This window comes from Sinimarinibacterium arenosum (assembly GCF_005047655.1).
Taxonomy (GTDB): Bacteria; Pseudomonadota; Gammaproteobacteria; order Nevskiales; family Nevskiaceae; genus Solimonas.
The window spans coordinates 1-26,496 of record NZ_SUKF01000012.1 but is presented as its reverse complement, the minus strand read 5'-3'; the positions used below and the strand labels follow the sequence as shown (position 1 = coordinate 26,496).

The window sequence follows — 26,496 nt, the reverse complement described above, 5'->3', positions numbered from 1 at the left end:
CCGGTGCGACCGGCTGAACCGCATCGAGACTCGAAACACTCCGACCGGCGGAATTACCGTGGTATTGTGGTGCCGGAGGGATCGGGCAGGCCCCGGGGTGCGTGTCGATAATTTATCCCGGGCGCACTTGGCAGTTGCCGTTGGTTTGCCTGTTCCCACCGCTGCTCGCCCGTCTCCTCGACGCTTCCGGCGGGGGCCTTACTGTGAGTAAGGCTCGGAAATCCGTCTGCGGCCTTTCGATGATGCTTTCATGACCGTAAGCGCAGTTAAATTCGTAAGGGGATTCCAGCGCGTGCTTCTGTTCTCTGCCGCGCTGGTTCCTGCTGTCGGCGCGTACTACCTTCGAGCTGTCGGCTCCGGAGGGCTGCTGTTCAGGAATCACGCGGTACACGAGGTTGCCATCACGGTGTCGCTGCTCTGCAGTGCCTTCGTTGCCTATGTGGCGGTGCGCTGTTACCGATCGAGCGGCGAGGTGTTTGTCGGATGGCTGGCGTTAGCGCTGATCGGCGAGACACTGGTGTATGCCCCGCACGGCGTCTTCACGCGCCTGTCGCATGATCACACGGCCTTGTTTCTGATCTATGGGCCGGCATCCCGGCTGGTGATGTCAGTGCTGTTGCTGCGCGGATTGATCGGCTATGACCAGCCGGCCGCGGTTGACCACAAGGATGACCGTCTGCGCTGGTGGAAATCCGCTGCTGTCTTTCTGTTGATTGATCTGATGCTGGCATGGGCTTCGACACGGCATGCGGACAAGATGCCGATACTGCGTCTGGTGCTTGAATACTCCGCGCTTGCGGCCACCGCAACTGCGCTCATCATGCTGCTGCTGCGTCCCAGACATTCGCCGCTGATGCGACTGTATGCATTCGCACTGGTCGGGTTTGCGACATCGTCGGTTACCTTTGTGTATGCATCGCCGTGGACGCACCTGTGGTGGTACGCCCACGCGGTGTTTGCGGCAGGCTTCCTCATGCTCGGCTATGGCGTGCTTCAGGCATTTCATACCACGGGCTCGTTTTCCGGGGTATTCAGTCAGGAACAACTGATGGAGTATCTGCGCGCGGCAAAAGCCAGCGCTGAGCTGACAGCCAATCAGTTGAAAATGGCCAATGCTCGACTGGAAGTGCTGGCGCGTACCGACTCGCTCACTGGCGCAGTCAACCGACGCGAGTTCATGGAGCGTGCCGAGTATGAGCTGGAGCGCGCAAAACGCACGCATGCGCCACTGTCACTGATGGTGCTCGATCTGGATCACTTCAAGGAGATCAATGATCGCCATGGACATGATGCCGGTGACATTGTGCTGCAGCGTTTTGTAGAGATGTCCATTGTTCATTTGCGCACCGTCGATATCTTTGGGCGTATCGGTGGTGAAGAGTTTGCGGTGCTCATGCCGAATACCGGAATCGAGGAAGCCACTGCGGTGGCCCAGCGGCTGGTCGAAGCTGCGCGTGAAATGCACCCTTCGAGCGCTGAAGGCATGCCCATCGACGTCAGTGTCAGTATCGGTGTGGCCTGCCTGGGACCCGACGGCGATTCGATAGCAACATTGATGAGAGCTGCAGACCTTCGGCTCTACCGCGCCAAGCAGGATGGTCGCGATCGCGTGGTCGCCGCCTGAGGTCTGGCAGCCGCAAGGCGTGTATCGCGGCAGTGGCGGGCCGGACACTGACGCCCGGATGACGATCCATTATTGTTGCGCCACCGCCCCAATTGATCTGCATCGTGTCCATCGTCCTGACCCCGTTTGCCCGCACTCGCCTGTTCCCGCGTTCCGGTCGCCGCAACGCCATTGATGGCATCACGCCGGAAGCATTCGAGCAGTACCTCAATGGGCATCCACCGCTGAAGGTGCTCGACGGCTACGCGCCGTTCTGCAAGTTGCATGTGCATGCCAACTGGACCTTGACGCGCTGCGTGACCGCGCCGATCACGCCAGAGAACCAGCATTTGCTGCGCTCCGCTTACGAGGCCCGAAACGACAGGGAGCTGCCCGTGCTGGTGCGTTGGTTCGAGGGCATCAGCCCCCCACGCGCGAGCTATCTGATCGTGATTCTCTACAGTCGCGAACAGCTGGCCAAAGAAGGCTCGCCGATCGACGCCGACTGGGGCATCGTCGGCTGTATGGCCACCGCCGAGCCGGAGGAAATCCCAATGGCGCCGATCACGATGCTGCGCAACGCGTTGGGCGTTGAGGAAGGCGGCTCCGGCGTGCCGCTGGATCGCGACGCCTATCGGCGCAGTGTCGCGTTCTGGCAGGCGCATGCGAACTGGCGGGAGTGATCTTGTTCCAGGGATCGTCGTTACGCCATCACATGGGGTGACGACCAGCCGGGGCGATCTATCCGGAATGGATCTGACGGCAGCGGTTCAATAGCTGTCCGAATGGACAGGTCGTTTTCCGATGCCCACTGAGGCATGCTCGCTCTGCTTTATGGGGTTGGGGTCATTGCGCTGATGTATTGGTTGCCCCCTTCGCCTGATTTGCTGATCTGGCTTTTTGTTCTGAATGCGCCTTGGGCGGCGATACTGGTAGACGAGCGTCAGCGCCGCTTGGCAACTGCCGAGATTCTGGAGAATCTCGAGGCCGAGTTCAGGAACATGAACCATCGGGGCGCCAAGCGGACTCCGGAATCCGGCGACCTCGGACATTGCGAACAATGATTTCAATGCGATCGTTCGGGTAACTGAATGACTCAGGAGGAAGGCTTCTCCTGCGTCAGCCCATGCTTCTGCAGAAACTTGAGTCGCCCCTTCTCACCCATCGACACCAGCAACGGCAGCACCTTGGCGTAGAAGTTGGGGAACAGCATTGCGATGCGGATCAGCCAGCCGTCGGATGCGGAGATATCGTTCTCGATCTTCGGCTTGTGCAGCTGCTTGATCACGCGTTCGGCGACCTGTTCGGGTTCCAGTGGCGTACCGAGGAAATTCAGTGGCGAGCCCCCGGTACGCGCTTCGTAATGCAGCATCGGCGTGTTGACGCCGGCCGGATTGACGGTGCTGATGCGCACGCCATTTCTGGGTGTGCGCAGCGCCAGACTCAGCATGAAGCCGCGCAGTCCGAACTTGGACGCGGCGTAACCGGGGCTTTCGGCCAGCGGCAGCATCGAGCCCAGCGAGACCACGCTGATGACCTGACCGCGCGCTGCCTGCAGCAACGGAAACAGCGCGTGCGTCAGCAGCATCGGCGCCAGTAGGTTGACGTCCACCTCGCGGCGCACCCGCGCGGTCGTCATCGTCTCGAACGGATCGGTGATGACCATGCCGGCGTTATTGATCAGCACGTCGCAGCGGCCATGCCGCGTATCCAGCGTGCTGCGGATGCGCTCCGCGGTCTGCGGATCGGACAGATCGCCAGCCACGCAGCTCAGCGGCTGCGCCAGTTTGCCCTGCAGGGCTGCGAGGCCGGCCTCGCTGAGGTCGGCGGCAACGATGGCGTAGCCGCGGGCCTGCAGGCGCTGGCAGATTTCCGTGCCGATGGCGCCGGCGGCGCCGGTGACGACGGCCACCGGTGGGGTGCGGGTCTGGCTCATGCCGCTTTCTCTCCGATCGGGCTCGCAGGTGCGGTGGCGGCGGGCGCGTCACCGGTGCTGACCTGGATCGCATCGTAGAAGCCGGGCTTCAGCTCCGGCCACCCCATCTTCTGGCGCAGTTTCTCGATGTGGCGTTTGTAGGTGGCGGCGTCGAGATAGCCCTTGTGCCGGTCGGAGTCGACCATCTTCAGCGGACCGGACAGGACCGGGTGATCGTCGCGGATCAGCTGGTCGAACGCGGCCGCGCGTTGCGGATTGCGGCGCTGGTCGTCGAGGTAGTGCGCGACCATGTGCGAGATGCGGTCGAACAGCGTGTAGGCGCTGCTGTTGATTTCCAGGTAGCCGAGCCCGAACAGGTTGTGGTGCTTGCGGTTGAACGCGGTCAGGTACATCTGCGGGCGGCCACCGGCCCAGTCGAAGTAGTCCTCGGGCACGTAGGGGATCTTCATGTCATAGCCGGTGGCGTACAGCACCAGATCGATCCTTTCCCGCGAGCCGTCCTTGAACACCACATCGTCGCCGTCGTAGCGCTCGACCTCGCCCTTGGCCTGGATGTCGCCGTGCTGCAGGTAGTGCAGCAGCTGCGTGTTCAGCAGTGGATGTGACTCGAACAGCTTGTGATCCGGTTTGGGCAGGCCCCAGCGGGTGACGTCGCCGACGACCATCTTCAGCAGCGCGGTGAACAGCGGACGCTCCAGCCACATCGGCATCTGCGGTCCCTTTTCACCGAACTCGTCGGCCGGCACGCCGAAGATGTGCTTGGGAATGAAGTGATAGCCGCGACGCAGGCTGATGAATGCGGCGTCGGCATGGGCGGCGGCGTCGCAGGCAATGTCCGCGCCGGAGTTGCCGGCGCCGATGATCAGGACGCGTTTGCCGCGGAACTCGTCCGGCGAGAAGTAGCTGACCGAATGGCGGATCTCGCCATTGAAGTCGCCGGGATGGCGCGGCAGGCGCGGGCTCCAGTTGACGCCGGTGGCGCAGACCAGCGCGCGATAGCGCCGCGTCTCGCCCCCTCCGAGCGTGACCAGCCAGGCGTCGCCCTGCTGCTCGACGTGCTCGATCGCGGTGTTGAACTGGATCGCGTCATACAGGCCGAATGTACGTGCGAAGCGGCGCGAGTAATCGAGAATCTGGCGGTTGGACGGGTAGTCCGGATACTCGCGCGGCATTGGGAAGTCATAGAAGCCCGACGTGTTGCGCGAGGAGATGAAGTGCGCGGACTGGTACATCGGGCTGCCGGGATTGCTCGGGTCCCAGATGCCGCCGACGTCGCTGTGGCGCTCGAACTGCTCATAGGGAATATGCAGGCGCTTCAGCGCGCGCGCGATCGACAGGCCGGCCGGTCCGGCGCCGACGATGCAGACCAGATCGCTGCGGTCGACGGTGGACTGCGACGGCGGATTGGATGCAACAGCGGCGCTGTCAGCGGACATGAAAAGCCTCGATCGAAGTCACGGGAGCCCTATGCTGGCAAAGCCGGGCTCGCACGGGGAGGGCGACTGCGGCAAGATGGGGGGCAAAACGGACAACATGAGGCCCATGGCCCAGCGCAACGCCGACACCCTGATGCGTCGTATCGACATCCAGCGCTATCGCGCGGCGGTGATCCCGACGATTCTGCTGGCAATGCTGGCGGACTACGGTCAGGCGCAGGGCGTGGATCCGGAAGTCTGGTTTGCCGGCACCGGTCTGAGCGTGGCGCAGAGTCACGAGCCGGGCCAGCACGTGTCCTACCGACAGGCGATGACGATCATCCGGCGCGCCGTGCGGGAGTTCGGCGATGTCGGCGTCGGTCTGGCGCTGGGCGGGCGCGAGTCCCTGTCGTCGTTCGGGATGCTCGGATTTGCGATGTTGTCCTGCCGCACCTTCGGCGATGCTGTGCGGACCGGGATGGAATACCACCAGATCTCCGGCAGCCTGCTCGACATCGAGCTGCAGCCCCGCGGCGACGAGATCGCGCTGGTTGCGCGCGAGCGCTTCCCGGAACCCGAGCTGCTGCCGTTCCTGTGCGAGGAAGCCTTTGCCAGTGTGGCCAACGTCAGTCGTGCGATGCTGGGCCCCAGGCATCAGTTGCTGCTGCTGGAACTGAGTTATCCGGAACCGCGCTATCGGGCCGCGTATGAAGCGCAGTTCGGTTGCCCGCTGCGTTTCTCGGCCGGCGAGAACCGCCTGTGGATTCGTGCCCGGCTGCTCGATCAGGAGCTGCCGACCTACAACCCGGTGACCTTGACCGAGGCACTGCGCGTCTGTCGGGCGCAGGCCGAATCCGTGCGCAGCGCCAGCGAGATGCTGGTGTCGCTGGAACGCTGGTTGCGCGCGCGTCTGGGCCAGCAGCCCAGCGCCACGGCGGCGGCCGCGGCGCTGCACATGACCGAGCGCACTCTGCGCCGGCGTCTGTCCGCGGAAGGCATGAGCTTTCGCGAGCTGCACGACCAGCTGCGTGCGGAACGCGCCCAGCAGCTCCTCATGGATGCGCGCGTCAGCGTCGCCACGGTCGCCGCGGAGCTGGGGTACAGCGACGGGCGGGAATTCCGCCGCGCCTTCAAGCGCTGGACCGGCGAGACGCCGCGTGTGTACCGCGCCGGCCTTGCACGCATGCACTGAGGACTGTGCGGCATCTTGAAGCGCCCCGTGTTGCGGGGCGTCCCGAGATGCGCGGGTGAGTTGCTTGCAAGGGTTGCCGGCGTCGCCGGTTCAGACCGCTTCGAGAATCGTTGCCACACCCTGGCCGCCGCCGATGCATTGCGTCGCCAGCGCGTAGCGCTTGCCTTCACGCTTCAGCAATTGCGCGGCCTTGCCGGTGATGCGCGCACCGGTGGCGCCGAGCGGATGGCCGATCGCAATCGCGCCACCGTCGAGATTGACCTTGTGTCGTGGGATCTCCAGCTCGCGCAGGCAGGCTACGGCCTGACTGCCGAAAGCTTCGTTGATCTCGACGATGTCGATGTCATCGATCGTTAGCCCCGCGCGCGCCAGCGCCTTGCGCGTTGCCGGCGCCGGGCCGATGCCCATGATCTCCGGCTCGCAGCCGGCCACCGCAAGTGACTTGATCCGCGCCAGCACCGGCAGACGATGACGCGCTGCGAACGCGGATGAACACACCAGCACCGCCGAGGCGCCGTCGGTCAGTGGAGAGGCCGTGCCCGCCGTCACCGTGCCGTCCGGGCGAAACGCGGGCTTGAGCGCGGCGAGTCCATCCAGCGTCGTCTGCGGACGCAGACAACCGTCGACATCGACCAGACCGTCCGCCGTGGGCACTGCGACGATCTCGTCCTTCAGCTTTCCAGAGGCTTGTGCGGCGGCCGCCTTCTGCTGCGACTCGAATGCCAGCTGCTCCTGATCCGCGCGCGCCACCTGGTAGCGCTCGGCGACGTTCTCGGCAGTCTCGCCCATCGGGATGTACGCCTCAGTCATGATCTCGGCGTCGCCGCCATCGCGCGTCCTGAAGCGTGGATTCGGCGAGTGATTGAATCCACCCTGCGGCACGCGCGTCATTGATTCCACGCCGCCGCAGATGAATGCCTCGCCGGCGCCAAGCGCGATCTGTCCCGCGGCGGTGTGGATGGCGGTCATCGACGATCCGCAGAAGCGGTTCATCGTCGCGCCGCCAACAGACTGGGGGAGTCCGGCGAGCAGCGTGGCCAGTCGCGCGATGTTGCTGCCCTGTTCGGCCTCGGGGTAGGCGCAGCCGAGCAGCACATCCTCGATCAGTGCCGGATCGATGTCGGCGCGATCGACCAGCGCGCGGATCGCGATGGCGGCAAGGTCGTCGGGGCGCACGCCGACGAGTCGGCCCTTGCGCGCGAAGTGAAACGGGGTGCGGACATAGCCGGCAATGACAGCGTCGATCATGGGATGCTCCAGTGAAATGTCAGCGCAAACGAACTAGGCGTGCGCAGCGCGCGTCGTGTCCAGCAGCATGCAGGTTTCGGTGCCGTGCGCGATCAGCCGGCCCTTGCCGTCAATGATGCGGCCCTCCGAGGTGGCGATGCGTCCGCCGTAATGCATCAGGCTCGCCTCGCAGCGCAGCGGGCCGGTGTGCGCAAATGCGGGCCGGACAAAGTTCACCTTCATCTCGACCGTGGTGTAGCCGGCCCCCGGCGGCAGATGCGAGTGGATGGCGCAACCCATTGCCGAGTCGAGCAGGGTCGACAGCCAGCCACCGTGGATCGTGCCCATCGGATTGTAGAAGCGCTCCGACGGCCGCCCCTCGAACACCACGCGGCCGTCCTCGACTTCAACCGGCCAGACATCGGCGGTCAACGAGAACGGTGGTGCCGGGAGTTCTTCATTCATCAGCTTATGCATGAAGGCCAGGCCGGACATGCTGGTGGCAATCGCCGGGTCGACGATGCCGGTTTTCGGGGCAGGGGGATTGCCGTGGCTCATATCGTTCATCGCGCGACTCCTTTATGTTGTAGATACACAGTTGAGAATGAAAAATTGGGTCGTGTAAATCAATCGCCTTTAGGGTGGGTTTCAGTCTTCAGACGCAGCGGCAGTGGCATGCCGGGCCGCGTCGCGGAGTGCGCGCAGTGCCCGGTGCGGTTCGCCGTTGACGCCGCCCATCGCCGTGCCGAGTTCGTTCTGAAGCTGATGCCAGACCGGTAGTGCCCTGTTCAACAAGCGTGAACCCTTGGCGGTGATCTGATACTGGATTCGGCGGCCCTCGCGTCCGGACTGCCGGATCAGTTCATCGCGCTCAAGGATTTTCAGATTGCGCACCAGCGTCGAGCGCTCAATGCCGAGGTGTGCCGCCATGTCGCTGACCGACAGCGCCTTTTCGGCCGCGATCACGCACAGCGTCGAGAACTGCGCAACCTCGATATTCAGGTGCGCCAGCGCACGGTTGTAAGTGCGTGCCAGCTGGTTGGCAGTGCGGCGCGCCTGCAGCGCATAGCAGCTGCTGCCCATGGCCAGGACCTGGTCCCGCAGCGATGTCGACGATGGACTCATTTGCAAAGTGTGTATCTACACATTCAGAATTGCAAGACCCGGCGCGTCGCCGCCGGAACCACCCAGGAGCGGTCATGAAAGTGCAGGGCACGATTGAATTCACCATCATCGAGCGCAGCGACGACGAGGTCGTGGCCGAGATGCCGGTGACGGACGGCATCCGGAATCCGTTCGGGACAGTGCACGCCGGTGCGATGCTTTGGTTCGCCGACGTTGCCGCGACGATGCTGGCGCTCGGCAAGGATCAGGCGACCGAAGGCATGAAGGGATTCCCGCTGGCAATCAATCTCAATGCCAACCTCGTCGGCAATCAGCGCGAGGGGTCACTGCGCGCGGTCGCGCGGTTCGTCAAGAAGGGACGCAGCGTGAGCGTCGTGCGCACCCAGGTGCTGGGCACTGCCAGCAAGGTTCTGGCCGATGTCACGACCAGCCACGTACCGTCTCAATGATCGCTGGTCGCAGTGCGGTTCGTTGAGCCGCGTGCATGCTTACTTCAACGGCCGCATCTCGAATACTTCGGGCATTTGTTCGCGCCGGATCACCAGATCGATCAGCACCGTGCGATCCGGCACAAAAAGACTGCGCTGGTGCGACACCGTGAGATCAGCATTGCCGATGTCGTTGTAGCCGAAAGTCCGGTAGCCCGCGCTGCGGGTGAGGCGGATGTCGGGTTCTGCGGTGACGCTGAGACTCAGCGAACGACGCTGACGCGTGACGGCTTCCAGCAGCACCGTGGTGTTGAACAGCAGACTGCGATAGGCCGAGTTGTCGCCATACGCATGCACCTTGGTCAGCACGTCCTCCTGGATCTTGCGCGTGAGGGCATCGTCGACCTTGTCGGTGCCCGGCCTGGTGCTGAACACCTCCAGGAAAAAGTCTTTGACGAAGGCGCCGTAGTTGTCGGACAAGCGCACCACGGTGTTCTGGTAGCCCTGCGTGAACGGCTTGTCTGCGCCTTGTTCTCGTGCCTTCTGTGAATGTGCGTCCAGATCCGCGATCAGTTGCGGGAACTGCGCATCGGTGATCTGCAGCGCGCGCCGGATGAAGTCCATCGTGACGTCGTTCTTCGGGCCGTTCTCTTTCAGCGCAATGGTGCTGTGATTCTCGTGCGGAACGCGAGCGAATGCGATCGCACCATTGGCGGCTTGAAGCTTGCGCGTTGGCGTCTCTGGATTTGCCGCGAAATCCAGGCGCAGCAGAAGCGGGTCGAGATTCGCGGTCGACACCCGCACGGTGCCGTCGGTGCCCGCTTCGTTGGCTGCTGCCGAGATGCCGCTATAGCCCGATGTTCCGACCAGCACCGTGCATAGCACGCGTCCGGGGCCGTACCAGACGTCGCTGGAAAAACGGTCGCGCTGCGCCAGCTCCCAGGAATACGGACTGGCCAGCTCGAGTCCCTTCAGGATGTGCGTGCCGGTCTGGAACGGTTTGTCGGACTTGAAGCCCTTGATGATACGACCGGCAAATGACCGCCCCTTGTGCGCCAGCGGTGAGCCGAAATTGGCTGGCGCAAGCATCAGCAGCCGCCGGATCGGATTGGTCGAGGGTTTGAAGAACTCGGTCATCCAGTGCCGGATCACCAGACCGCCGGTGCTATGCACGACGACGTCGACACTGCGTGGCTGGGTGGGCAGCGACGCACGTGCCCAGGCGGCGTTCAGCGCATGGGCAATATCGTTGAAGGTGACGGCGTCGTCCAGCGAGATGTAGTCGCCCAGGCGTACGTGCGCGACATCGTCGGCGATGCCTTCGGAAACCAGCCGTCGACCCAGTGTACGAAACGAGCTGTGCGTATCGCTCCAGCCATGAATGATCACCAGCATGGAGATCCTCCCTGTTTCATTCAGCCCCAGCGGGGCAGCCGCAGCGGCGAAAACGACGATACGCTGATCGATCAGGGGCGACAACAGAGCGGTATTGCGTACTGCGGAGCGCAAGGAGTGCAGGCGTCCGTCACGCACTCGCCGGTACAGATCAGTCGGCCGGAGCGCTCTCGGCAATGACCAGACGGCTGCGCACTTTCTCCGGAATGCCGGCGACTTCGACGAAGACCAGACCATCGAGTGTGCCGCCGAAGGCCTGATCGACGTTGAAACCGGCGAAGCGGCCGTTCAGGTCAAGGTATTGCCGCAGCAATATCGGCAGGCCGGGGCCGTGTTCGATACGTGAAACCAGACGCGACAGCAGCTTGGGGTCGGCGAGTGCGCTGGTGACCTGACGCAGCGCTTCGATGTCGCGACGCTGCGGCGGGGTGCGGGGTTTGATCAATGCGCCGAAGGCTGGCAGCGAGTGATGCAGACGCAGGGTTTCGGCGATCAGCGCGCGGCCGGTCGGCGTGTAGCTGGGGCTGATGCTGACCGGGCCGAACAGCCAGCGGATATCCGGATGCCGTCGCAGCACGCGATCGATACCGCTCCACAGCAGGCGCAACGGCTGGAAGCTGCGTTGCCATTCCGGTGCCACGAACGAGCGACCCAGCTCGATGCTGGGGCCGAGCTGTGCGAACAGGCGGCGGTCGTAGTCGAACAGGCTGTGGGTATAGAACCCCGCAGGGCCCGCCTGCGGCAGGATGGTTTGTGAGAAGCCAAAACGGTATGCGCCGACGATCGCCTGCTGCTGGCGATGCCAGACGAACAGGTGCTGATAGTGGTCATCGTAGGTATCGAGGTCACGCGGCAGACCCGAGCCTTCGTTGAGCGCGCGAAAGCTCAGTTCGCGCAGTCGCCCGATTTCCGGCAGGACGTTCGGCAGCTCGTCACTGGGCGCGAGGTAGACCGAGAACTCTCCGGCGTCGAGCAGGTGTCGCTGCGCCGGCAGGCGCTCCACGTCCGCGGCCAATGCACGGGCGGCAACGGCCGGCGCCAGCGGCTGCACGCTGCGCGGGGTCGACACCGAGCTATCGCGGGCGCCGAGTGCGTAGGTGATCAGGCGCAGGTAGTCAGTCTGCTGCGCCTTGGGAATCGCTTCGAGTTCGTTCGGGTTCAGCGCTTCGCCGATGCGCAGGCCGATGCGCATGCCGCGCAGGCGGATCAGCTCGCGTGCCAGCAGTGCCGTGCGCAGGCGGCTATGCACGAGCCCAGCGGTGATCGCGGTGGTGCTGGCGCGGCCGTCGACGAAGATCGGCACCACGGCGGCCCGCGTGCGGCGTGCCAGCGTCGCCACCGTGTCCGACCACGGCGGATCGACGATGGCGCGGCGTTTCAGATCGAGGCGGCTGACCTCGCCGGCGGGAAACACCAGCAGCACCCCGCCGTCGTGCAGATGGCGCAGCGCGGCGCGCAGGCCCTGGGTGTTCACACCGCTGCGGAACACGTCGATCGGCGTGATGATCGGCGCCAGTTCCGGCAAGCGCTGCAGCAGTTCATTCGCGAGCAGGCGTACGTCCGGGCGGCGTTGCATCAGCAGTTCCGCCAGCACCATGCCTTCGGCGGCGCCGTAGGGATGGTTGGCCACGACGATGGTGGCCCCGGTTTGCGGGATCGATTCGATGCTGCCGGCGTCGATGCCCCGCGCGATGTGCAGGCTCTCCAGTGCGTAGCGCACGAACTCCTGCGGGTCCAGCGACGCCGGTCGCCGGCGGTACAGGCGCTCCAGCGTGTCCAGCCCCAGTGCGCGGTCGGCGGCGGCGGACAGCCAGGCGCGGCCAGGCCGCCGTGGCAGGCCGATGACCGGTGACTCGGTACTGCGATGTGGGTGCGTGTTCATGGCCCTTCCCGGAGCTGGCGCTCAGATCGCGCCCTGCACCGCAGGGTTCCGGCCGATCAGGCCCAGCAGCACTGCCCGTCGTTTCCAGATCAGGATCGCGCAGGCGATCCAGACACCGCAGGCCATGATGAACAGCTGGCCGCCGTCGCTGCTGCCGTCGGTATTGATAACGGCCACGCCCAGCGGCGTGAACAGATGGAAGAAGATCGCGCCCGAAATGACGCCGAGACCGAGCAGTGCGCCGAGACCCTGCAGCACGCGCCAGCGCGCGACGAAGGTGCCGGCGAGCAGCACGACCGAAGCCAGCAGTTCGGCGCTGCCGACGACCTGGGCCGAGAACAGGCCGCCGGGTGCGAACAGGCCGGGAAAGCCCAGCGATGCTGCCCACGGGTCGAGCTTGCTCTCGAAGATGTAGATGGTTTCCGGCGAGCCGGTGAACTTGAAGAACAGCGACTGGATGAAGACGAAGGCGATGTATAGCGCCAGCGCCACATGCCCAAATCGTTTGTAGCCTTGCATGGTTCTCCCCCGAGATGGATGCAAAGAAATCAGTCGAGCGGCGGATCAGGAATCAGCATCAGCAGATCGGTGACGCCGACGTCGATTCCAGCCTGTGACAGCAAGGTCGTGACCTGTCCGCGATGATGGGTCTGGTGATTGAAGAAGTGCATCAGCAGCGGGCCGAATGGCTTGGCGCCCGGTACTCCGCGAGTGCTGTGGTAGTGCAGCGTCTGATTCAGATCCGCTTCGCTCAACTCGGAGGCCAAGGCCTGGATCGTGCTGTCGAGCAACGCGCGGCGCTGTGTCAGCGACGGCAGATCCGCAAAGACAGTCTCGTTCAGCGCGCGCGGTGACGGCAGTTCACGCACGGACTCAAGCGCGGTGAACTGTGCGGGATGCCGGGCAAAGCGCTGCAGCCAGATGGTGTCGGCAACGATCAGGTGATTCAGTGTGCCCAGAATCGAACCGAAGAATGCACCGCGATCCTGTGCCAGCTGCTCCGGAGTCAAGGTCGCCGCGGCCGCGTAGACCTTTTCGTTCATCCAGGCGTTGTACGACGCCATCAGCTGGATTTGGGCGCGCAGGCTCATTGCTTGAGAACCTCCGGCCACAGGCGATCGGCGTCACGGATGTAGCCGTCGCGGTTGGCTTCCCACTTCTTCTGGATGTCCTTGTCGTAGTTCAGATACAGCTTGTTGCCGATGACCGTGAACGATTCGGGGTCAATGCCGGCCGTGCCGTTCTGCGACACCGCGTAGGCGCAGTAGCCGCCGTACTGCGGCGCGTAGCGCTCGGGGTCCGCCTTGAACAGATCCAGGTGCTGCTGCGAGGCGAACAGCCAGTTGGCGCCCATCCACTCGAAGCTGTAGTCCTTGCTGCCTTTCACCGGCTTGTGATCGGTGTGATACGCGACCGGGTCGTAGCCCTTGATCGCGGTGTTGCCGAACAGGCCGGTGTTGATCGGGTCCAGCGCCAGTGCGCTCAGCGACCACAGGCCGACGATCATGCCCAGCAGCGAGCGGGCAAGGAGGGATGAGGGATTGCGGGACATGTCGTTCTCCGTCGGTGGCGCGGATCAGAACCAGTGATCCGAACGCTTGAGGTCGTCACGGAAGCGCGTCAGCAGGCCGAACGGGCCGACCACGGTCGCGCCCCGCGCACGGTTGGTGCGGCCGATCTCGAAGGCGATGCGCCATTGCCGCAGCATCGCCGCATAGCCTTCACGCAGCGGCGTATCCGGGTGATAGATGTGCGCGCTCTCCGCAGTCACGCCGTTGAGTTCGATCGCCTGCAGCGCTTCGCCGCGCGCGAGCGCGTCCGGGCTGGGGCAGCGCATATCGATGCGGCCGAAGCAGTAGCCCGGTACGGCATCGGTCAGCCGCGTCATCGTCTGAATCAATGCCGGGGTCGCACAGTGGCGCGCATCCAGGAACAGCGCGCCGCGGCAGTGGGCGCCGATGTCGACCAGCTGCACGCGCTCGCCGGCGGCGGGGATCTGATCCAGTCGCTGTGCCCAGCGCGTCCACAGCAGCGGCGCGATCAGGCGCGCCCGGGCTTCGGCGAGGATCAGTGCGCCGAGGCTGCGCTGGCCGTCGCCGGTCACGGCGGGAAACGTCTTGTGCACGATCGACAGGATGCGGGCCTGGGCTTCGCCGGGTGCGCGTGCGACAAACACGCCGAACTCCTCGCCCTCGACGTAGCGCTGCGCCAGCACGTCGCCGTCGAACCGCTGCAGATATTCGCGCACGGCATGCGTGTCGTGCGCGATGAAGACACCGCGACCGCGCTGACCGACATCCGGTTTCAGCACGATCGGGAAGCCGGTAATTTCTGCATGTGCCAGCGCCGCGTCGACGCGCGCTGCGGCATCGCCGCCACGGATCAGCGTGAACGTGGCCACCAGATCCGGTGCGTTGCGTTGCAGCGGTTCCAGCACTTCATGCTTGCGTTCGCCGACTACGCCGCCGGCATCCATCGCCGGGTTGGCGGCGGTGAACAGGGTCGGGCTGCGGAAGCGCAGGCCCAGCAGCAGGATCCAGCCGATGATCGGAATGTAGAACAGCCACGCCGGCCAGAACTCCCAGCGTCGTGCGCGCGCCAGACTGATCGACCATCGCGTCAGCAGCGGCAGCGCCGCTGAAGTCGAGGTCTGCCAGGGCAGGGTTTGCGGGCGCGTGGACATCAGTGCGTCTGGTGCTCGTGATGGATCGTCGACGGCGCCTTGCCGAAGTCCGGGTCCAGTTCGATGCCGTGGGCGTGCAGATGCAGTTTCAGCTGGGCGTAGTGATGAATCGCATGGCTGGCGAGAAACATCAGTTCGCGCTCGACCGTTGAAAACGTCACGAAGTGTTCGTCGCCGGCCATACCGCCAAGCAGATGGATCGCGACCGGGTTGGACAGCTGCGATTCTTCCAGCTGCGCAATTGCGGCACTCAGCGCCTGCAGGCGCGCGCGCGCCAACGCCGGATCGCGCTCGACATCGCGGTCTCGCAGGCGTGCGTCGTAGTCGATGGTGCGGCCGCCGGCCTGCTGCACGAAGGTTTCGTAATGCTCGATCACATGCCGCAGATGCGGACCGATGAAACTGTCGAAAGCGATGTCGGCGTGCGTCCGCGCCAAATCGATCAGCGAGATGCCCTGCTCAAGGATGCGCTGGCTGAAATCCAGCAGACGCAGGAATTGACTGCGGTGATGCATTAGAAACTTCCGGTCAGGGTTCCGGCCTCGGCCGGAACCGGTGCGCCGCGCTGCAGCAATGCGGCATAGGTGATGCAGAACAGCAGCGTCGGAATGAGGCCGGGCGCAAGCGTCAGCAGAATGTGCGGCGAACCATTGATCAGATGCACGCCGATCAGCGTCACATAGGTAAAGGCCAGCCCGCCGATGCAGGTTGCGATCAATCGCGCGGTTCCGGTGAAGGTTGCGGCCACGGTGTCGAATACCACGCGCATCGACGCCGCGCCGAAGTAGGTCAGCAGCGCGCTGGTCAACCAGTGCACGGTTCCCGCGCGCAGTGCCAGCGTCATGCCAGCGTCACGGTTGGCGTAGACCGCCCAGACGCCGTACACCAGCGCGCCCAGCGCGGCGCCGATCGGGCTGCCCATCAGCCAGCGCAGGCGTGCGGAAAACGAATGTTGATCGGGGGACGTCACGTGAAGGTGTTTTCTGGATGCGAAGCCCAGCAAATCTTGTAGTCAGGTGTGCGGAAACGCGTGCAGCGGTACAGCTTGGCGGGTGCAGCTGAATGGCGGCCGAATGGCAGCTCCGGTGGAGCGCCGCGGATCATAGCGCTGCCCGGGTAGCGCGGGGTGTGCGTGAGGGCACGCTGGGTCGACTTCATGGGGCGGCACTTTACGCCGCTGCAATGCATGCCCATAGGGCCGGTCGTCCGACTTTCATGTTCGAGCGTTCCGCGGCATTCCGGCCGGCCGGGCGGTCGCTCAGTCCGCGGGTGGCCGCAGCTTGCGCCACAAGGTCGTTCGGGAAATCCCGAGCGCATCTGCGGCGCGCTGACGGTTGCCGCCATGGCGGCGCAGCGCGGCGGCGATGGATTCGGTATCGATGGCGTCGGCTGCCGGATCGCGACCGGTGCCAGTCCCGGAGGCTGCCATGGTCGTGGCCGATCCCGCCGCCAGAGGCGACTCGAAGCCGAATTCCGGCGCACAGCGCAGCAGCAACGGGCGGGTCAGGGCTGACAGCGGCGATTCAGCATGCGCGAGCACCGAAATCCGTTCGGCGAGGTTGCGCAGCTCGCGCACGTTGCCGGGCCAGGGGTATTGCAGCAGCAGCTTCTGCGCCGGCACGTCGAGAGTCATCGCGCCAGCGCCGGCGGCGCGCAGGAAGGTCATCAGCAGCAGCGGAACGTCTTCGGGGTGCTCGCGCAGCGGCGCGAGGGCGATGCGCAGCACATTCAGCCGGTAGTACAGGTCGCGACGGAAACGGGCGTCGGCGGCGAGCTGGTCGAGCTGCACGTGAGTGGCGGCAATTACGCGCACGTCCACCGGTGTCGGCCGCGTGCTGCCGACGCGCAGCACCTCACGTTCTTCGAGCACACGCAACAGCCGCGTCTGCAGCGGCAACGGCATTTCGCCGATCTCGTCCAGGAACAGTGTGCCGCCGTTGGCGGCTTCGATCAGGCCGGCTCGGCCGCCGCGCCGGGAGCCCGTAAAGGCGCCTTCGGTATGCCCGAACAGTTCGGATTCGAGCAGTGATTCGGTGATCGCGCCGCAGTTCACGGCAACGAACGGCCCGGCGCGGCGCGGACTGGCGCCGTGCAGCGCCTGGGCGACGAGTTCCTTGCCGGTGCCGGTTTCGCCGGTGATCAGCACGGTGCGGTCGCTGGCGCCATACAGGCGCACCTGATCGCGCAGCGAGACCATAGCCGCGCTGTTGCCGATCAGTCGTCGCAGGCTGTAGCGCGAATCTACCGCCGCGGACGGTTCGCGCCCGCCGCTGCGGGCTGCGGCGAGCATGCGGGCCAGGTCGATGGCCTGCTCGAACGCGCGCCGGATCGCCTCTGGCGAATAGATCAGGATGCCGCTGACACCGGCGCGGTCCGCCAGCTCGGTGATGTAGCCGGTGCCGACGATTGCGCCGCAGCCAAGCGACACCAGCTCGGCGACCAGATCGCGCGCCGCTTCGGTGTTGGTATACGAGCGCTGTTCGATCTCCAGTCCGAACTGCTGCTTGAACGCGGCGAACGCCGGCAGCTCCGGTCCGTAGGTGATGATGCCGATGCGGTTCGAATGCAGACGTGCGCGGGTCAGGGCCTGCATCAGATCGAAGCCGTCCGGGCGCACCAGCACGATCGGCTTGTCGATGCGATTGCGCAGATATTCGCCGTTGCTGCCGGCCGACAGCACCACGTCGCAGTCTTCGCTGCGCAGGCGTTCGCGGATGTGGGTAACGGCTTCCTCGAAGCCCAGGTCGATGGTTTCGATGTGCGCGCGGCCGTCGAACTCCGGCGTCACTTCGCGCATCAGACTGGAGAGTCGGGTGACGCTGACTGTCCAGATGGTCGGGACGAAATGATCCTGGCTTTGCATGCGCCGCATTATGTTTCATTTCGCGTTTCATATGTTTCACGAAACAGTAAAATGAAACATCTGAACGCTCCGAAAATACCGCTGTGTCTCAGCTGTTAGAAAATTCCTTTGCAATTTCAATCCAGTAGCAAGAATGCCTGCGTCACCTGAAAGTGGCACGCCCCTTGAGTAGTAGTGCCCCACATCCACCCGACGAGCCCATCGCGCCGCCGCTGCGTGACCGATGGACCCGCTCAATGAGGAGTCGCTGATGACGTCTTCCGCCGGTGCGCGTTTCCGCGCAGCCCTTGCCGCCGAAAAACCCCTGCAGGTGATCGGTGCCATCAATGCCAACCACGCGTTGCTCGCCAAGCACGCCGGGTTCAAGGCGATCTACCTGTCGGGCGGTGGGGTTGCCGCCGGCAGCCTGGGTCTGCCGGATCTCGGCATCAACACGATGGACGACGTACTGGTCGACGTGCGCCGCATCACCGACGTCTGCGACCTGCCGCTGCTGGTCGACATCGACACCGGCTTCGGTCCGAGCGCGTTCAACATCGAGCGCACGATCAAGAGCCTGATCAAGGCCGGCGCCGCTGCCTGCCACATCGAGGACCAGGTCGGCGCCAAGCGCTGCGGTCATCGTCCCGGCAAGGAGATCGTGACCCAGGGCGAGATGGTCGATCGCGTGAAGGCCGCGGCCGATGCCAAGACCGACAAGGATTTCTTCATCATCGCGCGCACCGATGCGATCCAGGCCGAAGGCGTGGACGCCGCGATCGAGCGCTCGATCGCCTGTGTCGAAGCCGGCGCCGACGGCATCTTTGCTGAGGCGGCCTACGATCTGCCGACGTACCAGAAGTTTGTCGACGCGGTGAAGGTGCCGGTGCTGGCCAACATCACCGAATTCGGCGCCACGCCGCTGTTCACGCGTGACGAGCTGGCCTCGGTCGGCGTCGCCATCCAGCTGTATCCGCTGTCGGCGTTCCGCGCCGCGAACAAGGCGGCCGAGGCGGTGTACACCTCGATCCGCCAGAACGGTCACCAGAAGGACGTGATCGACATGATGCAGACGCGCGCCGAGCTGTACGACCGCATCGGCTATCACGCGTTCGAGCAGAAGCTCGATGCCCTGTTTGCGTCGAAGAAGTAAGCAACGCCCCCCAATACGTTTCATCAAAGCTGGCTGAAAAAGCTGCCAATCAGGAGAGTTCGAGATGTCCGAGAACACCACCCCGACCTTCAAGCCGAAGAAGTCCGTCGCCCTGTCCGGCACCGCCGCGGGCAACACCGCGCTGTGCACCGTCGGCCGCAGCGGCAACGACCTGCACTACCGCGGCTACGACATCCTCGACGTCGCCGAGACCTGCGAGTTCGAAGAGATCGCGCATCTGCTGGTGCACGGCAAGCTGCCGACCAAGGCGGAACTGGCCGCGTACAAGGCCAAGCTCAAGGCGCTGCGCGGCCTGCCGGCCGCAGTGAAGTCGGTGCTCGAAGAGCTGCCGGCCAACAGCCATCCGATGGACGTCATGCGCACCGGCGTTTCCGCGCTGGGCTGCGTACTACCGGAGAAGGACGACCACAACCATCCGGGCGCGCGCGACATCGCCGACCGCCTGATGGCGTCGCTGGGTTCGATGCTGCTGTACTGGTACCACTACGCCTTCAACGGCAAGATCATCGACGTCGAGACCGACGACGATTCGATCGGGGGCCACTTCCTGCACCTGCTGCACGGCGAGAAGCCGAGCAAGTCGTGGGAGCGTGCGATGCACACCTCGCTGATCCTCTACGCAGAGCACGAGTTCAACGCCTCGACCTTCACCAGCCGCGTGATCGCCGGGACGGGTTCGGACATGTACTCCTGCATCGCCGGCGGCATCGGCGCGCTGCGCGGTCCCAAGCACGGTGGCGCCAACGAAGTCGCGTTCGAGATCCAGAAGCGCTACGACACCCCGGATGAAGCCGAAGCCGACATCAAGGCACGCGTCGAGCGCAAGGAAGTCATCATCGGCTTCGGGCACCCGGTCTACACCGTGTCCGATCCGCGCAACAAGGTGATCAAGGGCGTGGCCAAGCAGCTGTCCGACGAGGCCAAGAACCCCAAGATGTACGACATCGCCGAGCGTCTCGAAACGGTGATGTGGGACATCAAGAAAATGTTCCCGAACCTCGACTGGTTCAGCGCCGTCAGCTACCACATGATGGGCGTGCCGACCGCGATGTTCACGCCGCTGTTCGTGATCGCCCGCACCGCCGGCTGGAGCGCGCACGTGATCGAGCAGCGCATCGACGGCAAGATCATCCGTCCGAGCGCAAACTACGTCGGTCCGGAAGACCAGAAGTTCGTGCCGCTGAAGGATCGCAAGTAAGGCGCTGAATAGCGTGGAGGGCCCCCGCGCGTCAGCGCGGGGATCCTAGCGTAATGAAGTGCCTGAAAGAGCCGCGCCACGCGCCGCCGCCCATCGCCATCGAGTCACAGCCATGAACACGAATTACCGCAAATCCCTGCCGGGCACCCAGCTGGATTACTTCGACGCGCGTGCCGCCGTCGACGCGATCAAGCCAGGCGCCTGGGACACGCTGCCGTACACCGCGCGCGTGCATGCCGAAAACCTCGTCCGCAAGGCCGAGCCGGCGAAGATCAACGACTATCTGGGTCAGCTGATCGAGCGCAAGCGCGATCTGGACTTCCCGTGGTTCCCGGTGCGCGTGGTCTGCCACGACATCCTCGGTCAGACTGCACTGGTCGACCTTGCCGGCCTGCGCGATGCGATCGCCGACATGGGCGGCGACCCGGCGCTGGTCAATCCGGTGGTGCCGACGCAGCTGATCGTCGACCACTCGCTGGCCGTCGAATACGCCGGTTTTGAGAAGGATGCGTTCGCCAAGAACCGCGCCGTCGAAGACCGCCGCAACGATGACCGCTTCCACTTCATCAACTGGACCAAGAAGGCGTTCAAGAACGTCGACGTGGTACCGCCGGGCAACGGCATCATGCATCAGATCAACCTGGAGAAAATGTCTCCGGTGGTTTACGTGCAGGACGGCGTCGCATTCCCGGATACCTGTGTCGGCACCGACAGCCACACGCCGCACGTTGACGCCCTCGGTGTCATCGCCGTCGGCGTCGGCGGTCTGGAAGCCGAGAACGTCATGCTTGGCCGCGCATCGTGGATGCGTCTGCCGGACATCATCGGCGTAGAGCTGACCGGCAAGCGCCAGCCCGGCATCACCTGCACCGACATCGTGCTCGCCATGACCGAATTCCTGCGCAAGGAAAAAGTCGTCGGCGCGTATCTGGAGTTCTACGGCGAAGGTGCCTCGACCCTGTCGATCGGCGATCGCGCGACGATTTCCAACATGTGCCCGGAGTACGGCGCCACGGCCGCGCTGTTCTACATCGACGAACAGACCATCGACTATCTGAAGCTCACCGGCCGCACGGACGAGCAGGTCAAGCTGGTCGAGACCTACGCCAAGGCCGCCGGCTTCTGGGGCGATGCGCTGAGAACCGCGCAGTACGAGCGCGTGCTGAAGTTCGATCTGTCCACGGTCGTGCGCAACATGGCCGGCCCGTCCAACCCGCACAAGCGTCTTCCGACCACCGCACTGCATGAGCGCGGGCTCGCAGTGGACCTCGACAAGGCGCTGAAGGAAGAAGAGCAGGGCCTGATGCCGGACGGTGCTGTGATCATCGCCGCCATCACCAGCTGCACCAACACCTCCAACCCGCGCAACGTCGTCGCCGCCGGCATCCTGGCGCGCAACGCCGTCGCCAAGGGTCTGACACGCAAGCCCTGGGTCAAGTCGTCACTGGCGCCCGGATCCAAGACGGTTGAGCTGTATCTGAAGGAAGCCGGTTTGCTGGGTGATCTGGAAGCACTCGGCTTCGGCATCGTCGCGTTTGCCTGCACTACCTGCAACGGCATGTCCGGTGCGCTGGACCCGAAGATCCAGCAGGAAATCATCGACCGCGATCTGTACTCGACGGCGGTGCTGTCCGGCAACCGCAACTTCGACGGCCGCATCCATCCATACGCCAAGCAGGCCTTCCTGGCCTCGCCGCCGCTGGTGGTGGCCTACGCTATCGCCGGCACCATCCGTTTCGATATCGAGCAGGACGTGCTGGGCACCGACAAGGACGGCAAGCCCGTCACTTTGAAGGATCTGTGGCCGAGCGACGAAGAGATTGACGCCATCGTCGCCAAGTGCGTGAAGCCGGAACAGTTCCGCTCGGTCTACGACCCGATGTTCAACTTCAAGGTCGTCGAGGACCAGGTCAGCCCGCTGTACGACTGGCGCGAGATGAGCACCTACATCCGCCGTCCGCCGTACTGGGAAGGCGCGCTGGCCGGCGAGCGCACGCTCAAGGGTCTGCGCCCGCTGGCGGTGCTGCCGGACAACATCACGACCGATCACCTGTCGCCGTCCAACGCGATCCTGATGGACAGCGCCGCCGGTGAATACCTGCACAAGATGGGATTGCCGGAAGAGGACTTCAATTCCTACGCCACCCATCGCGGCGATCATCTGACCGCGCAGCGTGCGACCTTCGCCAATCCCAAGCTCGTCAACGAGATGGCGGTGGTGGACGGTCAGGTCAAGCAGGGTTCGCTGGCGCGCGTCGAGCCGGACGGCACCGTCATGCGCATGTGGGAAGCCATCGAAACCTACATGGACCGCAAGCAGCCGCTGATCATCATCGCCGGTGCCGACTACGGCCAGGGCTCGTCGCGTGACTGGGCGGCGAAGGGCGTGCGTCTGGCGGGTGTGGAAGTGATCGTTGCCGAAGGCTTCGAGCGCATTCACCGCACCAACCTGATCGGCATGGGCGTGCTGCCGCTGGAGTTCAAGCCGGGCACCACACGCAAGACCTTGGGCATTGACGGTACCGAGACCTATGACGTCGTCGGCGAGCGCACCCCGCGTGCCGACCTGACGCTGGTCATTCACCGCAAGAACGGTGAGACGGCCGAAGTGCCGGTGACCTGCCGTCTGGATACCGCCGAAGAGGTTTCGGTGTACGACGCCGGTGGTGTGCTGCAGCGATTCGCCCAGGACTTCCTGGAGTCCAGCAAGGCGGCGTAGTCCCTTGTACCGGGTCATTCCCGCGAAAGCGGGAATCCAGAAACACCGCGCCGGATGAGCTACTACGTCTACCTGCTGGCGAGCCGTCGAAACGGCACACTGTATGTAGGCATGACGAACGATCTCATCCGGCGCGTTTGGGAACACAAGACGGGCGCGGTGGACGGATTCACCAAGCGATTCAACGTCCACCAGCTCGTCTGGTTTGAGCAGACTGACGACCCGGCTGCCGCGATTGCGCGCGAGAAGCAGATCAAGAAATGGAATCGAGCCTGGAAGCTGAAATTGATCGAGGCGCAGAATCCGCAGTGGAAGGATTTGTATGAAGACGTTTGCCGTTGACTGGAGAATCGCCTTCACCCGCGCCGCAGCAGCAACAAGGATTTTTGAATCGTCATGCCTGCGAAAGACGGGCATCCAGGACCGCGGCGGGATTGAGTGCGTCACTGGATTCCCGCATGCGCGGGAATGACGGGCATTTACATATTGAAGCCGACTGAGGAACTCCCCATGGCTCAAGCACCACAGATCAAAGTTCCCGCCACCTACATGCGCGGCGGCACCAGCAAAGGAACCTTTTTCAAGCTGACGGACCTGCCGGAAGCCTGTCAGGTGCCGGGTGAGGCGCGCGACAAACTGCTGCTGCGCGTCGTCGGCAGCCCTGATCCCTACGGTGCGCATATCGACGGCATGGGCGGCGCGACCTCGTCCACGTCCAAGACCGTGATCCTGTCGAAGAGCAGCCAGCCGGATCACGACGTCGACTACCTGTTCGGTCAGGTCGGCATCGACAAGGCCTTCGTCGACTGGTCCGGCAACTGCGGCAACCTGTCCGCCGCGGTCGGCCCGTTCGCGATCACCAACGGCCTGATCGACCCGGCACGTGTGCCGAAGGACGGCCTCTGCACCGTGCGCATCTGGCAGGCCAACATCGGCAAGACCATCATCGCCCATGTGCCGATGACGAATGGGCAGGTGCAGGAAACCGGCGACTTCGAGCTGGACGGTGTGACCTTTCCGGCCGCCGAAATCCAGGTCGAGTTTGTCGATCCGGCGGATGACGCCGGCGGTTCCATGTTCCCGACCGGCAACCTGGTGGACGATCTGGAGGTGCCCGGCGTCGGCACGTTCAAGGCCACGATGATCAATGCCGGTATCCCGACCATCTTCGTCGACGCCGACGCCATCGGCTACACCGGAACCGAGCTGCGGGAAGCCATCAACGGCGATCCCAAGGCGCTGGCCATGTTCGAGACCGTGCGTGCGTATGGCGCCGTGAAGATGGGCCTGATAAAGGACGTGGGCGAGGCCGCCAAGCGCCAGCACACGCCCAAGGTCGCCTTCGTCGCGCCGGCCAAGACCTACACCAGCTCATCCGGCAAGACGGTGGACGCGGGCGAGATCGACCTCTGCGTCCGCGCGCTGTCCATGGGCAAGCTGCATCACGCCATGATGGGCACCGCCGCCGTCGCCATCGGCACCGCCGCGGCGATTCCCGGCACGCTGGTGAATCTGGCGGCGGGTGGCGGTGATCGTGAAGCCGTGCGCTTCGGCCATCCCTCCGGCACCCTGCGTGTCGGCGCGCAGGCCGAGCGGGTCAACGGCGAGTGGGTCGTCAAGAAAGCCATCATGTCCCGCAGCGCCCGTGTGCTGATGAGCGGCTGGGTGCACGTGCCGGGGGATGCGTTCTAGGCATTTGGGCGCTTATGGCCGATGTTGCCCAGGCCCGGACGGCGTGCGTCGTCCGGGCCTTTTCGATTTCGCATCGGTCCGGATCATTCAGCGGTAAAATCCCGCCATGAAAATTGAAAGAAGCGTTCACGAGTCATTCTGCAACGTCTACGCCGATGCGGTGGTGCGTTACGTCGTCACCGGCATCAATGAGGACGTCTCGTTCGACGAGAAGACCCAGCGGTTTGTGGCAAAACCGCTGGATGACGACGCCGATCCCGCGTTCTGTGACTGGTGGGTCGGCGACGACTGGACCACCTTCGTTGGCCCCCTGTCATGCCCAACCGATCTTGCGGAACCGAAGTTCTCGGAAGACGTGCTGCGCGATGCGATCGTGCACGCGCTGAAGAAATCCGCGACCGGCAAGCGCATGAGCCAGATTCTGGCCGGACTGGACTGAGCGGCCAGCAGACGGTGCCGGAAGCTGCGTCACTTAGGTAAGTGTCCTTGGTGTCACCAATAAGCCCAACGGCTCATGCCGTTGGGCTTTCTTCGTTACTGAATGAAGTGGTTCGAAGGCGTTGTCGTGCGTCAGAATGCAGCGATATTTACTAGCATTAGTCGAACGTTCGCCGCTACCCAGCTTCCCGAACGGTCTGATAGTTTTCTAATTGCCTCTGATGCACCCTCTCTGGCTATGGTGAATCCAATTAAGAAAGGTTGGAGGTGTCGTGAAAACTCATAACAAAATTCTGCTTGCGGGCGAGTTGCTTGTTGATGCCGAAAAAACTTACCGCTCCGGAGAAACTGATGGTGAATTCGCAAAAAGTATTCTTTTAGCCGGCGCGGTTATAGGCATTGTTGCCCCCCTTCTGGAAGAGCAGAAGATTAAATCGTCTCACGTTCAATTGGCCGAAATGGCTGCAAGACTCAGAGGGCTTGACGTAACCAATCTCCCTCCCAAGAAACGAGGAAGGGAAATTGGCCGTTCAATTGGTTTTTATCGTTTGGTATACAACTCTCTCAAGCATGCGGGGGATAGAGAAAAAGTAAAACCATCACAGGATCTACTCTTTGATGCGAACTTAAAGGAAGAGGCAGGCCATTTAATAAGCAGCGCCATTGATGACTACAACAAGCTTTCCTTGCTCCGGCGAGAAACTAACTTGGAGCTATCCGACAACTTGCTGACTTTGCTGCAATCTGGCTGGGTTGCCTAACTGTGCGCTCTGCATCCCAGTAGTGGAGTGACGTGGCTACAGCACTGACAGCGAACTCTCGCCGTCACTGAGCCGAATCCCGGCATAGCTGCAATCGCCAGTGCCCCGCTGAAACACGCTGTTGGCGATCAGCCAGATGCGCACGATGCGCTGGGGCGAGCCGTCCATGCAGCGCGCCATGTGCTGCTGATGGTCGGTGTAGAGGTTGCGGGATTCGGATTGCCACTCACCGAGTCCGTCGGAGCCGCTGCGGACGACGACGTGATATTCCTTGTCCTTCCAGGCCGGCAGCGGGCAGATGTAACCGGTCTCCACCGGTAGCGTACTGCTCCAGTAGTAGGTGAGGTCCTTGCCGGTATCGAACTCGATGGCGATGCTCAGATAGTCGTGACTGAGCACCGCGTCCTCCCGAATGGTCGAGGGCAGGGTCTCGACGATCCAGCGCCAGTCGATCCGCGTGTTGGGGCCAAAGGGAAAGTCGACGTCGTGCTGAATGATGCCGACGTCACCGTGGGTATGGCAGCAGATGGCCGGCGCGCCGTCCGGCGTCTGGCAGGCGCGATAGATTTCGTTGTCTGGGATGTGCCAGAGCCGATGCCAGCCGCTCGGGCGCAGCGTCCCTTGCTCCAGTCGTTCGATCTCGCGTGCGAGCCAGTCATCGACTGTAATGACCCACCGAAACCTGCACAGGTCATGCCGCTAAAGCAAATGCTTCAGCGGGTGTTTTCATCTTCAGCGCCTGGTGAGGGCGCCGATGGTTGTAGAACTGGATCCAGTCGCTGATGA

At 63.8% G+C, this 26,496-nt stretch carries 28 protein-coding genes; 12 read left to right on the top strand and 16 right to left on the bottom strand.

The genetic code is table 11. From position 1 onward, the window contains the following. Positions 1–292: 292 nt before the first annotated feature. The 3 genes from E4T66_RS20275 to E4T66_RS20265 all read left to right on the top strand — a co-directional run bounded on the left by E4T66_RS20275 (position 293) and on the right by E4T66_RS20265 (position 2,667). Positions 293–1,624: a GGDEF domain-containing protein gene (locus tag E4T66_RS20275; RefSeq protein ID WP_169577750.1), complete on the top strand. Its 1,332-nt coding sequence runs from the start codon at positions 293–295 to the stop codon at positions 1,622–1,624. A 104-nt stretch (positions 1,625–1,728) separates the two neighbouring features. Then, on the top strand, positions 1,729–2,286 hold the full coding sequence (locus E4T66_RS20270; RefSeq protein WP_136851774.1) for a DUF3228 family protein: 558 nt from the start codon (positions 1,729–1,731) through the stop codon (positions 2,284–2,286). 135 nt (positions 2,287–2,421) lie between these two features. Next, entirely contained in the window at positions 2,422–2,667 is a 246-nt protein-coding gene (locus tag E4T66_RS20265) for a hypothetical protein (RefSeq protein ID WP_136851772.1), read from the top strand. 32 nt (positions 2,668–2,699) lie between these two features. Here E4T66_RS20265 and E4T66_RS20260 read toward each other — a convergent pair whose 3' ends face one another. Continuing rightward, the gene (locus E4T66_RS20260) at positions 2,700–3,539 is read right to left on the bottom strand and encodes an SDR family NAD(P)-dependent oxidoreductase (RefSeq protein ID WP_136851770.1); all 840 of its coding nucleotides are present in this window, start codon (positions 3,537–3,539) and stop codon (positions 2,700–2,702) included. After that, entirely contained in the window at positions 3,536–4,975 is a 1,440-nt protein-coding gene (locus E4T66_RS20255) for a flavin-containing monooxygenase (protein WP_136851768.1), read from the bottom strand. Before E4T66_RS20255 ends, E4T66_RS20260 begins: the two co-directional genes overlap by 4 nt. 106 nt (positions 4,976–5,081) lie before the next feature. Here E4T66_RS20255 and E4T66_RS20250 point away from each other — a divergent pair, with 106 nt between their 5' ends. Continuing rightward, entirely contained in the window at positions 5,082–6,146 is a 1,065-nt protein-coding gene (locus E4T66_RS20250; RefSeq protein ID WP_169577749.1) for an AraC family transcriptional regulator, read from the top strand. A 90-nt stretch (positions 6,147–6,236) separates the two neighbouring features. On the opposite strand, the gene E4T66_RS20245 is transcribed toward E4T66_RS20250, so the two are convergent. The 3 genes from E4T66_RS20245 to E4T66_RS20235 form a co-directional block, all read right to left on the bottom strand. After that, positions 6,237–7,394: a thiolase family protein gene (locus E4T66_RS20245; RefSeq protein ID WP_136851763.1), complete on the bottom strand. Its 1,158-nt coding sequence runs from the start codon at positions 7,392–7,394 to the stop codon at positions 6,237–6,239. 33 nt (positions 7,395–7,427) lie between these two features. Further along, a complete protein-coding gene (locus E4T66_RS20240) occupies positions 7,428–7,940 on the bottom strand; it encodes a PaaI family thioesterase (RefSeq protein ID WP_136851760.1) in 513 nt (170 codons plus the stop codon). 81 nt (positions 7,941–8,021) lie between these two features. Beyond that, a complete protein-coding gene (locus E4T66_RS20235) occupies positions 8,022–8,498 on the bottom strand; it encodes a MarR family winged helix-turn-helix transcriptional regulator (protein ID WP_136851758.1) in 477 nt (158 codons plus the stop codon). Between the two features lie 74 nt (positions 8,499–8,572). Between E4T66_RS20235 and E4T66_RS20230 the strand changes: the two genes are divergently transcribed. Beyond that, on the top strand, positions 8,573–8,947 hold the full coding sequence (locus E4T66_RS20230; protein WP_136851757.1) for a PaaI family thioesterase: 375 nt from the start codon (positions 8,573–8,575) through the stop codon (positions 8,945–8,947). Positions 8,948–8,986: 39 nt separating this feature from the next. On the opposite strand, the gene E4T66_RS20225 is transcribed toward E4T66_RS20230, so the two are convergent. From E4T66_RS20225 to prpR, 9 genes are all read right to left on the bottom strand, one after another. After that, positions 8,987–10,321 carry an esterase/lipase family protein gene (locus E4T66_RS20225; protein ID WP_136851755.1) on the bottom strand — a complete coding sequence of 445 codons (1,335 nt, stop codon included), beginning with the start codon at positions 10,319–10,321 and terminating at the stop codon, positions 8,987–8,989. 151 nt (positions 10,322–10,472) lie between these two features. Beyond that, positions 10,473–12,203 (bottom strand): lysophospholipid acyltransferase family protein, encoded by a 1,731-nt coding sequence (locus E4T66_RS20220; protein WP_136851753.1) that lies wholly within the window; start codon positions 12,201–12,203, stop codon positions 10,473–10,475. A gap of 21 nt (positions 12,204–12,224) precedes the next feature. Beyond that, positions 12,225–12,722: a hypothetical protein gene (locus E4T66_RS20215; RefSeq protein WP_136851751.1), complete on the bottom strand. Its 498-nt coding sequence runs from the start codon at positions 12,720–12,722 to the stop codon at positions 12,225–12,227. Between the two features lie 29 nt (positions 12,723–12,751). After that, the gene (locus E4T66_RS20210) at positions 12,752–13,294 is read right to left on the bottom strand and encodes a DinB family protein (RefSeq protein WP_136851749.1); all 543 of its coding nucleotides are present in this window, start codon (positions 13,292–13,294) and stop codon (positions 12,752–12,754) included. Further along, on the bottom strand, positions 13,291–13,755 hold the full coding sequence (locus tag E4T66_RS20205; protein ID WP_136851747.1) for a YHS domain-containing (seleno)protein: 465 nt from the start codon (positions 13,753–13,755) through the stop codon (positions 13,291–13,293). The genes E4T66_RS20210 and E4T66_RS20205 overlap by 4 nt, the downstream gene beginning before the upstream one ends. A gap of 24 nt (positions 13,756–13,779) precedes the next feature. Next, entirely contained in the window at positions 13,780–14,886 is a 1,107-nt protein-coding gene (locus E4T66_RS20200; RefSeq protein ID WP_136851745.1) for an ATP-grasp domain-containing protein, read from the bottom strand. Further along, the gene (locus E4T66_RS20195) at positions 14,886–15,401 is read right to left on the bottom strand and encodes a beta/alpha barrel domain-containing protein (protein WP_136851743.1); all 516 of its coding nucleotides are present in this window, start codon (positions 15,399–15,401) and stop codon (positions 14,886–14,888) included. The genes E4T66_RS20200 and E4T66_RS20195 overlap by 1 nt, the downstream gene beginning before the upstream one ends. Further along, complete coding sequence (locus E4T66_RS20190) at positions 15,401–15,856, bottom strand: hypothetical protein (protein WP_136851741.1); 456 nt, start codon at positions 15,854–15,856, stop codon at positions 15,401–15,403. The genes E4T66_RS20195 and E4T66_RS20190 overlap by 1 nt, the downstream gene beginning before the upstream one ends. Positions 15,857–16,144: 288 nt before the next feature. Continuing rightward, positions 16,145–17,758 (bottom strand): propionate catabolism operon regulatory protein PrpR, encoded by a 1,614-nt coding sequence (gene prpR, locus E4T66_RS20185; protein WP_136851739.1) that lies wholly within the window; start codon positions 17,756–17,758, stop codon positions 16,145–16,147. 241 nt (positions 17,759–17,999) lie between these two features. Here prpR and prpB point away from each other — a divergent pair, with 241 nt between their 5' ends. From prpB to E4T66_RS20150, 7 genes are all read left to right on the top strand, one after another. Continuing rightward, complete coding sequence (gene prpB / locus E4T66_RS20180) at positions 18,000–18,881, top strand: methylisocitrate lyase (RefSeq protein ID WP_136851737.1); 882 nt, start codon at positions 18,000–18,002, stop codon at positions 18,879–18,881. Positions 18,882–18,945: 64 nt separating this feature from the next. Then, a complete protein-coding gene (gene prpC / locus E4T66_RS20175; RefSeq protein ID WP_136851735.1) occupies positions 18,946–20,100 on the top strand; it encodes a bifunctional 2-methylcitrate synthase/citrate synthase in 1,155 nt (384 codons plus the stop codon). 112 nt (positions 20,101–20,212) lie between these two features. After that, positions 20,213–22,819 carry a Fe/S-dependent 2-methylisocitrate dehydratase AcnD gene (gene acnD, locus E4T66_RS20170; RefSeq protein ID WP_136851733.1) on the top strand — a complete coding sequence of 869 codons (2,607 nt, stop codon included), beginning with the start codon at positions 20,213–20,215 and terminating at the stop codon, positions 22,817–22,819. 54 nt (positions 22,820–22,873) lie between these two features. Continuing rightward, a complete protein-coding gene (locus E4T66_RS20165; protein ID WP_136851731.1) occupies positions 22,874–23,161 on the top strand; it encodes a GIY-YIG nuclease family protein in 288 nt (95 codons plus the stop codon). Between the two features lie 168 nt (positions 23,162–23,329). Further along, positions 23,330–24,511 (top strand): 2-methylaconitate cis-trans isomerase PrpF, encoded by a 1,182-nt coding sequence (prpF, locus tag E4T66_RS20160; RefSeq protein ID WP_136851729.1) that lies wholly within the window; start codon positions 23,330–23,332, stop codon positions 24,509–24,511. A gap of 106 nt (positions 24,512–24,617) precedes the next feature. Then, the gene (locus tag E4T66_RS20155) at positions 24,618–24,950 is read left to right on the top strand and encodes a hypothetical protein (protein WP_136851727.1); all 333 of its coding nucleotides are present in this window, start codon (positions 24,618–24,620) and stop codon (positions 24,948–24,950) included. 271 nt (positions 24,951–25,221) lie between these two features. After that, positions 25,222–25,710 (top strand): VOC family protein, encoded by a 489-nt coding sequence (locus E4T66_RS20150; RefSeq protein ID WP_136851725.1) that lies wholly within the window; start codon positions 25,222–25,224, stop codon positions 25,708–25,710. A 36-nt stretch (positions 25,711–25,746) separates the two neighbouring features. Here the strand turns inward: E4T66_RS20150 and E4T66_RS20145 are convergent, their stop codons facing one another. Both E4T66_RS20145 and E4T66_RS20140 read right to left on the bottom strand, forming a co-directional pair. Then, a complete protein-coding gene (locus E4T66_RS20145) occupies positions 25,747–26,277 on the bottom strand; it encodes a DUF3047 domain-containing protein (protein WP_282707019.1) in 531 nt (176 codons plus the stop codon). Between the two features lie 124 nt (positions 26,278–26,401). Beyond that, on the bottom strand, positions 26,402–26,494 hold the full coding sequence (locus E4T66_RS20140) for an integrase core domain-containing protein (RefSeq protein ID WP_282706985.1): 93 nt from the start codon (positions 26,492–26,494) through the stop codon (positions 26,402–26,404). Positions 26,495–26,496: the final 2 nt, after the last annotated feature.